The organism is Flavobacterium azizsancarii, from assembly GCF_027980145.1.
Classification (GTDB): Bacteria; Bacteroidota; Bacteroidia; order Flavobacteriales; family Flavobacteriaceae; genus Flavobacterium; species Flavobacterium azizsancarii.
This window is the reverse complement of record NZ_JAMZNK010000009.1, coordinates 133732-148455: the sequence shown is the minus strand read 5'-3', so window position 1 is coordinate 148455 and position 14724 is coordinate 133732. Positions and strand designations below refer to the sequence as shown.

Annotated in this window: 10 protein-coding genes; 1 reads left to right on the top strand and 9 read right to left on the bottom strand. The window is 34.3% G+C overall.

The annotated features are described in order from the left end of the window. The 5 genes from NJT12_RS08210 to rpsF form a co-directional block, all read right to left on the bottom strand. Nucleotides 1-6843, bottom strand: a 6843-nt coding sequence (locus NJT12_RS08210) for an Ig-like domain-containing protein (RefSeq protein ID WP_422653648.1), incomplete at its 3' end; no start/stop codon positions are given. A 1268-nt stretch (nt 6844-8111) separates the two neighbouring features. Continuing rightward, nucleotides 8112-8585, bottom strand: a complete 474-nt coding sequence (locus tag NJT12_RS08205; RefSeq protein WP_271335396.1) for a DUF6495 family protein — start codon at nt 8583-8585, stop codon at nt 8112-8114. Between the two features lie 144 nt (nt 8586-8729). Continuing rightward, nucleotides 8730-9170, bottom strand: coding sequence for a 50S ribosomal protein L9 (rplI, locus tag NJT12_RS08200; RefSeq protein ID WP_271335395.1), 441 nt, complete (start codon nt 9168-9170; stop codon nt 8730-8732). 67 nt (nt 9171-9237) lie between these two features. Then, a complete protein-coding gene (gene rpsR, locus NJT12_RS08195) occupies nt 9238-9534 on the bottom strand; it encodes a 30S ribosomal protein S18 (RefSeq protein ID WP_002987043.1) in 297 nt (98 codons plus the stop codon). Nucleotides 9535-9539: 5 nt separating this feature from the next. Continuing rightward, nucleotides 9540-9881 (bottom strand): 30S ribosomal protein S6, encoded by a 342-nt coding sequence (gene rpsF, locus NJT12_RS08190; RefSeq protein WP_007810575.1) that lies wholly within the window; start codon nt 9879-9881, stop codon nt 9540-9542. 177 nt (nt 9882-10058) lie between these two features. Between rpsF and NJT12_RS08185 the strand changes: the two genes are divergently transcribed. After that, nucleotides 10059-10757, top strand: a complete 699-nt coding sequence (locus NJT12_RS08185) for a LytR/AlgR family response regulator transcription factor (RefSeq protein WP_065449575.1) — start codon at nt 10059-10061, stop codon at nt 10755-10757. Nucleotide 10758: 1 nt separating this feature from the next. On the opposite strand, the gene priA is transcribed toward NJT12_RS08185, so the two are convergent. From priA to bla-B1-FLAV, 4 genes are read right to left on the bottom strand one after another with little or no spacing between them, the layout of a single operon-like run. Further along, nucleotides 10759-13209: a replication restart helicase PriA gene (gene priA, locus NJT12_RS08180; RefSeq protein ID WP_271335394.1), complete on the bottom strand. Its 2451-nt coding sequence runs from the start codon at nt 13207-13209 to the stop codon at nt 10759-10761. A gap of 56 nt (nt 13210-13265) precedes the next feature. Beyond that, entirely contained in the window at nt 13266-13670 is a 405-nt protein-coding gene (locus tag NJT12_RS08175; RefSeq protein ID WP_271335393.1) for a PIN domain-containing protein, read from the bottom strand. Continuing rightward, on the bottom strand, nt 13670-13933 hold the full coding sequence (locus NJT12_RS08170) for a hypothetical protein (RefSeq protein ID WP_271335392.1): 264 nt from the start codon (nt 13931-13933) through the stop codon (nt 13670-13672). The genes NJT12_RS08175 and NJT12_RS08170 overlap by 1 nt, the downstream gene beginning before the upstream one ends. A 58-nt stretch (nt 13934-13991) precedes the next feature. Continuing rightward, a complete protein-coding gene (gene bla-B1-FLAV, locus NJT12_RS08165; RefSeq protein WP_271335391.1) occupies nt 13992-14723 on the bottom strand; it encodes a subclass B1 metallo-beta-lactamase in 732 nt (243 codons plus the stop codon). Nucleotide 14724 lies beyond the last annotated feature (1 nt).

Below are 14724 nucleotides of genomic sequence, written 5' to 3'. Positions count from 1 at the left end.
AGTACCACTTGTTAAAGCTGTTGTACTTGGAATCAATGTTCCGCCATTTAAAACAGTATACCAAACAATATTAGATTCGTTTAACTGAATACTTGCAAAAGTTGGCAAAGTTGACTGACAGAAATTCTGTGTTCCCGCAGTTACTAAACTTGGCGTTCCAGGATCTGTTACTATTACGGCAACTTCCAGTCTCAATGCACTCTCACAAAGTGAAGTTGCATCTTTTATCGCCGCATAATAAGTACCACTTGTTAAAGCTGTTGTACTTGGAATCAATGTTCCGCCATTTAAAACAGTATACCAAACAATATTAGATTCGTTTAACTGAATACTTGCAAAAGTTGGCAAAGTTGACTGACAGAAATTCTGTGTTCCCGCAGTTACCAAACTTGGCGTTCCAGGATCAGTTACTATTACGGCAACTTCTAATCTCAATGCACTCTCGCAAAGTGAAGTTGCATCTTTTATCGCTGCATAATAAGTACCACTTGTTAAAGCTGTTGTATTTGGAATCAATGTTCCGCCACTTAAAGCAGTATACCAAACAATATTAGATTCGTTTAACTGAATACTTGCAAAAGTTGGCAAAGTGGACTGACAGAAGTTTTGAGTTCCTGCAGTTACCAAACTTGGCGTTCCAGGATCGTTAATATTCACTGTTATCGCTGAACGAACAGAACTTTCACAACCTAATAAATCTTGTATGGCTCCGTGATAAATTGTTCCATTTATCAAAGCTGTTGTTGGATCTAGTGCAGTTCCCCCTGTAGAGGCAAGATACCAAACTACATTGGCTTCATTTGCCTGAAGATCTGCAACCGTTGGTACATTTATCAAACAGAAATTCTGAGGATTATTTGTAGATGTTGGTGTCGGCGGATCATTAACTATTATAGTAGCAACCTGAAGCTCTCCATTTTTATTCGGACATGTTGTATCGCTTGTAACAGCAACATAATAAGAAATAGGGCTCATAGCTGTTGTTATACCAGAAGCTTTTAAAACTCCTGTAACACTATCAACGGTATAAGTTATGCCATTAATTACTCCACTAAAAACAGGCTGAGTTTTATTGGAATCTAAATACCAAAGAAAAATTGGGCTTGTCAAAGTACTTGTTGGCGTTAACGTTGCAGTTGTACCAAGGCAAATAGAAGCATTATTTACCGTAATGTCTGTTGTCAGAGAAGCTGGTAAAATGGTAAATGTTACTTGTTTTCTATCTGCTGGCAAAGTTTCACAAAATTCATTAGAACTAACTCCAACATAATAAGTATAAGTTCCAGGAGCTAATCCTGGTATTATTAATGTAGCAGTTGTTGCACCAGCCACTAACTGGCTTGTAGTTCCGTCAAATTTATACCATTGATACACTGGATTAGTTAGTGCAGGTACTCCATTTAAAACTGTATTCAATGTTACCGTACCATCTTCAGTACAAACAATAGTTCCATTATTTCCGTTTATTGTTACGTTTTCGATTGCAGCTGCAGGAGTAGTTGCTCTAACAACAACCGTAACTTCTCCTCTTTCTAAGGCTGCACAACCGTAACGAATTGGCTGAACATAATATTTATAAGTACCCGCTGCCAAAGTAGCAGGAATTGTATAGGTTTGACCACTTACTAGTAGATTCCCTCCAATTGGCGAATCATACCAGGCATAATTTGCACAAGATTTTGGCAGAACCGTGAGCGTAATAGGTGCTCCCGGACAAACCGTAACCTTATTATCAGTATCTTCTCCAATAACTGTAGTATTGGTTACACGATCAATAGTATGAACTCTAAGCTGATCCAAAAGAGTAACAGCACCGCCCAAAGTAATTACCACTCTATCATATGGCTGTGTCTGAGGTGAAACAATTGTCATCGCCACAGTGCCTCCGGAAAGCAGTCTTAAAGTCAACAAATTAGAATTACTTCCTTGTATTTGTGGACCAACAGGAATATTTCCTGAATAAAGTTGAATATTAATCCCTGAAAGTAAACCTAAATTTAAAATAGTTCCAGGTTTAGAAATTGTAATTCGTAAACTATCTCCCACCATAGATGGTGTTCTAAAAGTTGCTGTTAACTCGGCAGCTGCAAGCACTCCTACGCCATTAAACAGGGTAGCATAAGTAGCAACATCTCCGTCAGCTACATTCCATGGATTTGAAACACCTACAGTAGCTGTTAATGCCCCAAGACCAATAGCTTTTTTTACACCAGAGAAAATATCTTCGATATCTCCCTGTCCACAGGCAATTTGCGTCACTTCTTTTTTATAGTAAGCATCATAAACATTAATGTTTTGTGCCACACTTACAACAGATCCTAACTGCACTCTGATACCATCATAATCCTGAACTCCAGCTGTATTCGAAGGAACAAATGTATATTCGAACGAATTCTCACCTGGCAATAAATCTAATAATGATCCTGATACTGATTGCAATGTTCCAATATCAATTGGGTTTCCAAGTCCGTCACGTTTAGTTCCAATTACTGAAATACTTGCTCCTACCGCAAGTAAACTATTTTGTAAACCTAGTTTTACTGTTACCGGAGTTCCTTTAGTAATAGTAGTTGGCCACTGTAGATTTTGCCATGTAGTACCAATACCTAAAACCCCTAAGCCAATACTTATTGTTGAATATGTTGCCGGATCTTTATCTACTGCCAAAAGCTCGTTTGTTACCGTTCCGGTAATAACTGTTCCTTTTAATTGAGAATCAGCATACACTCTTTCTAGTAACGTATCGCAAGAAGCAGGGTCCAGAACACTAATTGTTACTGTCTGACTAGTGGTACAAGTTCCATTTGCATTGGTGGCGACCACTGTATAAGTAAAAATACCAACAGTGTTAAGTGGCCCAATACTACTTGAAGGTACAAAATTCCCTTGTGGATCATACCAGGTTATTGTTCCGTTTGATGATGCACTTAAAGTAACTGTAGCTCCTTTTAATACCGCTATTGAACTGCTTACACCTGTTAATGTTGGTAATGGATTTACGGTTACTGCTACCAGAAATTTTACAGATGGACAATCAACACCAGTTGTTTGAGCCTGAATAGAATAATTACCACTTACAGTAATATTTGCCGCAGCGACATCTGTAATTGTATTATCTGCCGAATCAAAGAAAGTATAAGTTGTATTTCCAGATGTGTCAAAATTTGTAATAGCATCACTTAAATTAGCTTTAGCACAACCAGCTAAATTAGGCATAACACTTAAAGCTGAGCCTGCAGGATAATTAACGACTACTGCTTTTAATGTCCCATTTACATTTTCGCAAGTTCCTCCGTTTAGAACAGATACGTAGTAAGTATAAGGTGCAGTAGCATTAAGTCCGCTAACTGTAAGTGCTCCCGTTGTAGCATTTTTAGAGAAAGTAACTCCAGGCTGAGAAACCACCGTAGATCCCGTTATAATTTCTTGCGTTTTATTTTGATCTGTATAATATTTAAAAGTCGCTCCCGATAAAGCAGATGTTGGAGTCAATACAATTCCTCCTGCACAAGAAGCTGTTAGAGGACTTGTAATTGCAATATCCGCAGCTGTTGGGATGGGCAATACATTTACTGTTACAGCTTGACGGTTACTATTTAAACATGGTGTACCACCACGACTTGCTTCCAAATAAAATATAGTAGTAGCATTTAATGCAGCAGTCGGACTAACCGCAACTATAGTTCCTCCAGTTGGGGCATCATACCAGGTAAAATTTTGTGTTCCTATAGCAGATGCTGACAGTGTCGCAGTTTGTCCAGCACAAATTGGAGATGATACTCCATTTATTGTAGCATCTGGATATCTGTAAGAAGCTTCATAAATATTTAAGCCTGCCGCTAGAGAAACTAATCCGCTTAATCGAATCTGAACACTTGTAAATGGACCTGCCGCTGCAAAACTCGCTCTAAAGCGGTTTCCTCCTAATATCTGAACATTTAAAAGCGAACTAATAGCAATTTGGTCACTATTAGGAACACCTAAATTAAAACTTTGCAAAGTAATATTCGAAAGGGCACTAATATTAAGAAGCCCCACAGGAATTCCTAATTCGACATCTATAATATCACCTGTCTGACCTACTGTAGGAAAACTTAACGTTTGTTGCATATAATCCCCTAGTAACCCAATAGGTACCAAAAGATTAGCAGCAGTTGTATTGTTTCCATCTACTGAGGCTTCATCTGTAGTTGAACCACATAATAAACATCCCGTTGTTCCTCCTTTTGAAGTTACTTGCGAATTCGCCAATAAACAAGAATTAATAGAATTACTTATAGTAACATTTATCACAGTTCTTGTGTTACTGACACAATCCGTAGCAGTACTTCTGGCAGCTATATAAAAACTTGTATTCGCTATTAAAACTGGAGATGGCGTATATGAATTTGTACCAGATGACAGTAAGGCTCCATTAGTTGGAGCATCATACCAATCGTAAACTACGCCAACCACAGGATTTGAAACCTGTAGAGTAACATTTTGTCCAGATTGAATCGTTATATTTGACGATACCGGAACAGGAGCCAAAGGTCTAGGATTAACATTGACATCCACTCGTGTACGAGTTGTACTCACGCAAGTTCCAATTACAGCTTCTACATAATAAGGAGTAGTAACAATAAGGTTTGGCGTTGTGTAAGAAGTTCCCGTAAACAATAATGTCCCGCCATTAGCTAGGTCATACCAATTATAAGTTGTTCCTGCAACTGGCGAATTTACCGTTATCGTTGTCGATTGTCCACTACATAAATTTAAAGGAGTTGGGACAACCGTTGTTGGAGCTACAGGATTATTAACTGTAACCAAAACAGGAGTCCTTTCACTATTCACACAACCATTACGAGTAACCTCTACATAATAAGTTGTATTAGCAGTCAATGCAGGAGTTGTGTACGCCGCTGTACTAACCAATAAATTTCCTCCGGTTAATGCATCATACCATTTGATACTTTCCCCCAAAGCAGCATCCGACGTTAATGTTGTTGTTTGTCCACTACAAATTGTAGTATTACCGGTTATTGTTCTTGGTTTAAATGTATACGAGGCTCCATAAATGTTAAGACTAGTTAGTAATGTAGCCAATCCTCCCAGCCTAATCTCTACACGATCAAAAGCAGATCCTGCTTTAAGACTCGCTTTAAAACGATTACCAGTTAACAATTGGATATTTAAAAGAGAACTATTTACCGCTATTCGGTCATTATTATAAGTAGCACCGTTATAAGTAGCTAATGAAATATAACTTAAGGCGCTTATATCTAAAAGTCCGGTTGGAATTTCTAAATCAACCGTAATAACATCTCCGGCTTGACCTGGATTGTTAAATTGTAGTGTTTGCTGAATCCAACCGTTTATCAAACCAGCCGGAAGACTAAGTCTTGCTGCTGTACCACTATTTCCATCAACTGAATTATTCGGAGCTGTTACAGAACAAAGCAAACAAATTCCGTATTGCGTAGTTTGCTGACTATTAGCATCCAAACATCCTCCTGGTGAACTAGTTGAAACAGTTACCGTCACAGGAACTCTTGTTGCGCTTACACATCCTCCTGCAAGATTAACTGATTCAACATAATAAGTTTTTGTGGCTGTTAAAATAGGAGTCGTAAAAGTAGTAGAATTAGCTAATAATTTGGTTCCTCCTAAATCGGAATCATACCAATCTAAACTGACACCAGCTTCAGCTGTAGAAGCATTTAAAGTTGCATTTTGCCCGGAAAGTATGGTTACACTTGGCGTTAATATCGTCGCAAGCCCCGGAACCGGAGTAGAAGTAACCGTTACCGCAGTACGAGCAGACTTACAGGCTCCAATGGAAGCTTCTACATAAAAAGTAGAAATACCTACAGGCACAGTTGGCGAATAACTATCTCCCTTTCCCGTATTTAATGCTACTCCACCAATCGGCACATTATACCAGGAATAATTTGTTCCTAATACCGGATTTATCACTGATAATGCCGTTACCTGTGTTGGTCCTGCTGAACAGATTGAAGTTCCTGCAGCATTTACTGCGGGTTTTATAGGGTTCAATACATTAATTACAACTGGTACCCGCGCATCACTTTCGCAACCAGGGCTTCGTGAAGTGCTTACATAATAAGTAGTAGAAGCTGTTAAAGCTGGGGTCGTATAATTACCACTGGTAGAAAGTGCAGTAGTAGATGTTGGTGAATCATACCAGGCTACAGTTGTACCAGGAGCGGCAGTAGCCGAAAGTGCTATAGATTGCCCTGTACATACAGATTGCGTATTTCCTCCCGTAATTGTAGGGCTAGCAAATTGTAAGCGTACATCGTATATTCTTAAATTTGTTAACAAGCTAAGAAATCCACCAGTTTGTATTCTAATTTGGTCAGCATCGGTCGTAAGTGTGTACTTAAAAACACCCCTTGTATTTCCTGCCAATAATGCTACATTTAACAGTGGATTATTTAATCCAACCACGGGACCTTCAGTTACTGCAACTGAATTTTTTGCCTGAATACTAATGTTAGACAGTAAATCAACACTTAAAGGCGAATTGGAACCATAATAAACAACTATTTGATCCCCGGGTTTTGCCATTTGACCAAGAGTTAATGTTTCTTGTGCAATACAATTACCTACAGCAACCGCATTTGTTAATGAAGCATAAGTATCTAAATTTCCGTCAAATGCATCATTTGGATTAAGAACACTTGTTCCAAGACACAACAGACCGCCACCGGCGCTATTTGTCTGTCCAGTAGGTTTACAAAACGTCTGTGCATAATTTATATTGCAAAACAGCAATAGAACTAATAAAGCCAACAATCTCTTCTTAACGATGAGATCATAAAAAGTAAAATTTTTTTTCATAATTTGGAAGATTAGAAAATGGACAATAAAATACCTGTTGCGATAAGCACGTATGCTTAGGCAATGTTAAAAAACGTTAATAATCAACTAGTTAAAATGAAATTTAAATTCGTAGTATACTAAGAATGTAAACTGCATTTAAATAAAAAAATCATGTCGTATTGCGTATACCGAAGTATACAAAAGAGCAGTTTTTATTCCTGTAGAATAAAAAATGTCCAGAAAAATTTTGGGAATATTGATCTGAATCAATCTTCCAGAAGGAGTGATTTGTTTTAGGTTTAATTTTCATAAAAGAAAATTTAAGTTGAGTAGAACTGGGGAAATTCTTAATATATAAGATGATTCAATATTTAAAGAAAGTTGATTAGGCGATCTGTAAATTTTGCTGCATTAGAATTAATTCTAAAAATTGAATCATTAATTTTTTTATCAGGAGAATTATTGGTTTAAAAAAAATTAAACACGAAAATCCTCTTTATTAACAAAACCGCCGATTGGATTTTGAAAATAAAAAACTGTTTAAACTATTAAATTGTTGAAAAGGGCTTGCATTTGCAAAAAAATCAAATTTGGAAATAAACTTAATTACTTTCAAACAGATAAAAAATAAAGCTATAAGAATAGGACTAATTAATGCAAACTTAATAAAGAAAGTAAATGTCAATTCCATAAGCAACTAATTTTAGGTTATTATTCAAATTTTTAAAATTTCAATAAACACAAATACTATTATTTAATTTTGAAAAAATTAATAACTACAATTAGATTGCTTTTTAATGTGTGTTTTTGGAAACTATAATCTTAATTCCGAAAGCACAAAACTTACTTTGTTTAACTTTCGTATTCTAAAATTAAAAAAAAGTAAAATATAAAACAAACGTAAAATTCCTATTTTTTTTATTTTAAAAGAAATTTAAATTCATAAAAACAGTTAAAACATCAGAAAAACCTACGTTTTTTAAGTAAAAACGACTATTATAAATGTTTAAAAAAAATAATTCGTTTTATGTTAAATATTAAAAAAGTAATATTAAGACTACATATACAGTATAACAAGGGACTAAAACACAGTTTAAAAAGCTAATTTGAAAAGCAAAACCTACATTTACAATTCAAAAGTAATTTTCTTTACGTTATTCTAAAAAAAGGAGTGGAAATACGGGGTAAAAAAAACAAAAAAGTTTAAACGAAAGTTAAAAAAATAAAAAAAAGGCAAATAATTAACAATCAATTATTTGCCTTTTTTTGAAGAGATCAAGAATAAATTACGACTCAATAATAGTATTAATCTGAGTGAATAATTGTCCATCACTTAAGAATGCCCCTTGTTGAATCAATTCAAAAATTGATGCATTTCGATCCTCAGTAAATACTTTTTTACCTACTTTCATTTCTATATTTTCGGTGAACATATTATCGCTCAACCATTGCAGACCTTCCTTAGTTAAAAAATCAGTTTCAGGCACCACAGATTTTAAAACAATAGATTGTACATCTTTTTCAAAACATTTAAATAAGAAGATATGATTTTTAGAAAAATGCTCTAAAAATTCTGCTCTTGACAAAACACCTTCCCAAATCAGATCTGAGAAAACATCAAGTTCCTGTTCTGCCACTTCCGGCTTATTAATTTTAAGAGAATCCCACTCTGCTTTATCAATTGTCTGTGTAGCTAAAAAATTAGCGAATTCTGCGTGCAATTCATCAAACTGCTCTTTTGTTAATCTTGCGTATTTCATTTTCTTTTCAGGTTTTATGCCTTACGCTATAAGCTTTTAAGCAAGATGCTTTGCGCAAATAACTTTAAGTCTAATTAATTATTATTTCTTTTAAACAAAAAAATCCCGATTCGCATCGGGATTTTTATATAGTATATAAAACGATTACTTTTCAGCAACAATTTCGTATGGTAATTCAATGATTACATCTCTGTGTAAACGCACATTTGCAGTGTATTTACCAGTACGTTTAACGATACCGCTAGTGATGAATTTTCTATCGATTACTTGTCCACCTTTAGCTAAAGCTTCAGCGATATCAATATTCGTGATTGAACCGAATAATTTTTCTCCACCTGCTTTTGCAAAAAGTTTAATTTCAATCGCTTTCAAAGTTTCAGCTAATGCTTTTGCATCACCAACAACTTTAGCTTCTTTGTGAGCTCTTTGTTTTAGGTTTTCAGCCAATACTTTTTTAGCAGAAGGAGTTGCTAATGCAGCAAAACCCTGAGGGATTAAAAAGTTACGACCGTAACCAGCTTTTACAGATACTACATCATCTTTAAATCCTAGATTCTGTACGTCTTGTTTTAAAATAAGTTCCATGTTGTTGTCCTTTTATTTGAGAAGTTAGGTTCCATCTTACCGGAAACCAACAACTTTGTTTTTAATATTATTTTAATAAATCCGCCACGTATGGCATTAAAGCTAAGTGACGAGCTCTTTTTACAGCTACAGAAACTTTTCTTTGGTATTTTAATGAAGTTCCAGTTAAACGACGAGGAAGAATTTTTCCTTGCTCATTAACGAATTTCAATAAGAAATCAGCATCTTTATAATCGATATATTTGATTCCTGATTTTTTGAAACGACAGTACTTTTTAGTTTTGTTAGTTTCAATGTTTAAAGGCGTTAAATATCTGATATCTCCGTCTTTTTTTCCTTTTGCAGATTGCTCTATTGTAGACATAATAATTAAGCTTTAGTAGATTTTAATTTGGCTCTTCTTCTTTCAGCCCATGAAATAGCATGCTTGTCTAAACTTACAGTTAAGAAACGCATAACTCTTTCGTCACGTCTAAATTCAGTTTCAAAAGCAATTAGAACTTCTCCAGCTACTTTGAATTCGAATAAGTGATAAAAACCACTTTTTTTGTTTTGGATTTCGTAAGCCATTTTTTTCAGACCCCAATCCTCTTTTGACACCATTTCAGCTCCTCTACTAGTAAGAAATTCTTCAAATTTCGTTACTGTTTCCTTCACCTGAACCTCAGATAAAACGGGATTTAAAATGAAAACAGTTTCATAATGATTCATAAATACAATATTTATTTGTTAAAATTGGGTGCAAAAGTAACCATTAAATTTATATATACAACACTTTTTTGCTTTTATTCGTTATAAAGTAAAAAATGCAGGCTGATTTTAGTTTTTTTTACAAAATTATAATACATTTACTACTGCTATCCTGAATTTATTCTAAATCTTAATGTTATGAAACTAAACTGTGTTGTTGTAGATGATAGTTCTATACAAAGGACAATTATTGCAAAATTAGTTAATAATCACCCAGGTTTGCACTTAATCGGGGATTTTTCTAATGCAATCGAAGCAAAAAGCTGTATTTCTCTAAATAATATCGACTTAATATTTCTAGATATCGAAATGCCCGTTATTAATGGTTTTGACTTCCTTGACGGCTTAAAATCTAAGCCGCAAATTATTTTTATTACTTCTAAAGCTGAATATGCTTTAAAAGCTTTTGACTATGATGCTACTGATTATCTTCAGAAGCCCATTGCCGTAGATCGCTTTAATGCTTCTGTAAAAAGAGCAATTGATATGCATTTACTCAAAAAGGATGTCAAAGAAGAAGAAGGCGAACATATCTTCATCAAGAGCAACCTTAAGAAACTTAAAATCTTTACAGCAAAGATAAAATGGATTGAGGCTTTTGGGGATTATGTAAGAGTAGTAACTGAAGACGACAGTAATTTGGTGCTTTCGACAATGAAATCTTTTGAAAATGATTTATCAAAAGACAAGTTCATACGTGTACATAAATCGTATATTATTAATATCGATAAAGTAGAACGCTTTAATAGTAAATTTGCCGAAATTGGCATTACAAAGATTCCACTTAGTCGAAACAAAAAAGAAGACTTAGTAAAAGCATTGTCAACGTCGTCATAATTTAATAAAAATCGACATTGGCAATTACCTTTATGGCTCTGTACTGAGCAACAGCCTCAAAACTATTCAACATTTTCTGAATAGTTTTTTTTGTTGCTCCCAAAGGCATATTCTGTGGAATCTTAATGAGTATAGTTCTGATATACTCATTCCTGATTCTGCTAATTGCAGGTTCTTCAGGGCCTAAAACCGGAATACCTAAATTCTGACTCAAAACCTGATACAACCACATCGAACCTTCTTTTAATTTATCGAATTCACGATGTTTCAAAGTAAGCTTTATAATCCTGAAATAAGGAGGATATTTATAAATCATACGATCGTATAATTGCTCCTTATACATACCCATATAATTATGGGTTGTAACCTGCTGAATCGTATTGTGATTTGGATTATAGGTTTGAATAACTACTTTTCCCTGCTTTTCAGATCTTCCTGCTCTTCCCGCTACTTGTGTCATCATTTGAAAACTACGTTCAAAAGCCCTGAAATCAGGATGATGCAGCATATTATCCGCATTCATGATCCCAACTAGACTTACATTATCAAAATCTAAACCTTTGGCAAGCATTTGTGTTCCTACCAGAATATCAATTTCACGATTTTTAAAAGAATCGATTATCTTCTCAAAACCAAATTTTCCGCGAGTAGTATCCTGATCCATCCTGCCAGTTTTGGCCTTAGGAAAAAGTGACATTAATTCTTGTTCGATTTGTTCAGTTCCAAATCCTTTAGTCGTTAAATCAATACTTGAGCAGCTATGACAATGCGTAGGCTTTGCAATAGAATAACCACAATAATGACAACGTAACTGATTTTTATGCTTATGAAAAGTCAGGCTCACATCGCACTGCTGGCAATGAGGCACGTGACCACAAGTAAGACATTCAATTATAGGCGAATATCCTCGTCTGTTTTGAAATAAAATCACCTGTTCACCCAAAGACAAAGCTTCAGTAATTTCTTCGATTAAAAGATCACTAAAATGCCCCTTCATTCTTTTTCTAAAATGCTTGTCTTTTAAATCAACTAAAAGAATTTCAGGCATTCGAACATTATTATAACGTTCTGCAAGAGTCACTAAACCATATTTATCACTTTGTGTATTAAAATAAGTCTCAATACTAGGCGTTGCAGATCCCAAAAGCACTTTGGCATTATGAAAATTAGCCAGAACAATAGCTGCGTCCCTGGCATGATAACGCGGTGCAGGATCCGTTTGCTTAAAGGTTTGCTCATGTTCTTCATCAACAATCAATAAACCTAGATTATTAAACGGTAAAAACAAAGCTGACCTTGCCCCTATCACAATTTGAGCTTTAGCTGAATTTTCGAGTGTTTGTTTCCAAACCTCCACCCTTTCATTATTACTGTATTTAGAATGAAAAACAGCCACCTTATCTCCAAAATGAAGTCGCAAGCGCGAAACTAATTGTGTGGTAAGTGCAATCTCCGGCAACAAATACAAAACCTGTTTTCCGGTAACTAAATATTCTTCAATTAATTTGATATAAATCTCTGTTTTTCCGCTTGACGTGACACCGTGCAATAAACAAACTTCTTTCTCTAAAAAACTATCCTTAATCGCTGTAAAAGCTGTTTGCTGTGGCTCACTTAATAATAATTGTTTTTCAGTTACCTGCCCTTCAAACAAAATTCTGTCCTGCTGTAAAAGATATTCTTCAAAAATTTCCTTATCAATCAAAGCCTTCACAATAGCCGAAGATGAATTTGAAACCTCAACAAGTTTTTTTACCGTAATAGGTTTCTTTTCAGAAGCCATCAATTGGAAATAAGACAAAACAATTTCCTTTTGTTTATTAGCGCTTTTCAAAACTTCCAGCAATTCTCCCAAGCCATTATCTGATTCGTATTTAGCAAGTAATTTTACATACCTAACCAATTTTGGTTTGTAACTTTCTTTTATTTCCTCTTCTAAAACAATAATATCTTTGGCGATCATTTTTTGAAGAATCGGAAAAATATTTTTCTTATTTAATATCGAAATAATCTCCTGAACTTTTAAAGCACTTTGTTGCTGCAATGCTTCATAAACCAAAAATTCATCATCAGAAAGTTCGCTCTCATTTACTTCCACATCTGCTTTATAAGAAATAATGGTTTCACTTTCCAGCAATAATCCACCTGGAAAAGCGCCACGATATACATCGCCAATACCACACATATAATAGGTCGCCACCCAAAGCCAGTGTTTGATCTGGATCTCGGTCGCAATAGGTTTTTCGTCTAATATTTGATGAATTTCCTTGGCATCATATAAGCTTGGCTCATTTTCATGAATATCAATTACCAGCGCCGTATATATTTTACTTTTACCAAAAGGCACTGCAACTCTCATTCCTTTTTTAATGAAATGAAATTCAGCCTCAGTAATACGATAAGTAAAGGTTTTAGCTAAGGAAAGCGGTAGAACAACTTCGACAAAAAACATGCAAATATTTTATAAGATTGAGAAAACTATCTGAAAAGGGATCAAAAAGGAAAAATTTAAACTCTTTCAAACCAATTCTCCATTTGAATTCCGTTTAGAAGTTTAAAATCTTTACTATTATCAGTAACGAGAATTAATTGATTTTCGATTGCAGTAACACCTATTAAAAGGTCAAATTCGTCATTTATTGGTTTTCCAATTTTCCTAAGCCGTACTTTTTCGGTTGCGTATCTTTTAATCGAACCGAAAATTGGAATAATAGTTAAACCTTTAAAAAAAACATCTACTGCTTTATTAGACTTTATTGGATCATCACTATTTTCGGCACCAAAACGAAGTTCTGCAACTGTAATTTCAGAAATGTAACAATTCTCCAGTCCAACTTCTTTTACTATTTTATCAAGATTCAATCTTCCTCTTAAAAAGAAAACACAAATGCTTGTATCAAGTAAATATCCCATTAAAATTTAATTTCAGTGTTTTTAAATTTTCTGTTGGATTTAATTTCAGAAATAATTTCTTCTGCAGATTTTTCAGAAGCAAATGCCCCAAAAGACTTATAAAAATTATTCTCTTTGGATTTAGTAACTTTTAAAGATTTTGTAAGCCTTTCGATAAGTTCGAGTTTGTTCGAAAAACTTAGCCCTTCAAATAAATCTGAATAACTTTCAAGTATATTTTTATCAGTTATAGTCATTTTCAATCCAATTAAATTAATTTTCAAATATAAGCAAAATTAAGCTATTTTAAATAATACGCATTAAAGAAACCATTCTCAATAATCAATGGACAGCATTATATTTCTGAACCAATTTTAAAGTATGATTTAAAGAATTTAGATCTTTCCAATCATCATGACCGGTAATAATGTATTTAGGATTTTTAAATTTCGCTTGTACTTTTTTAATAGATTTCTCCCATTCTTTTACATCAGCATCACCTAAATAGCCTAAATCTGTTGCTTCTGTACTTTTAATAAAACAACCTCCATAAAGTACTTTTTCTTTATTAAACCAAACCACAATATTGTCTTGTGCATGGCCTTTACCTGGATAATAAACCTCAAATGCATATTGTCCAACCTTAAATACGGTATCATTTGGAATCACAAATTCAGCTCTTTTTTCCTTATTTTTTTCAAGGATCTCATCGGTTAATTTTATAGTATAAGTTTTAATTCCTTTTTGTCTGTAAAAATCTAAACCACCTGCCCTGTCTTCGTGAGAATGTGTGGCAAAATGCATCACAACTTCTTTATGATGCCTTGCTTTTATACTGTCTAATAAGGGCTGAAATTGCGTTTTATCCCAAGGCGCATCAAACAATACTACGCCTTTGTTAGTAACGAGATACATTGCATTTGCAGCAATCAGGTTTCCCTTATACTCATGAAACGTTTTATAAACATAAAAGTCACCTGTAAGATGACTTATTTGTAATGGCGAATTCTTAGATTGCCCAAAACTATTATATAGTATGGTTAAGAATAAAATTATCGATGCTAATTTTCGCATT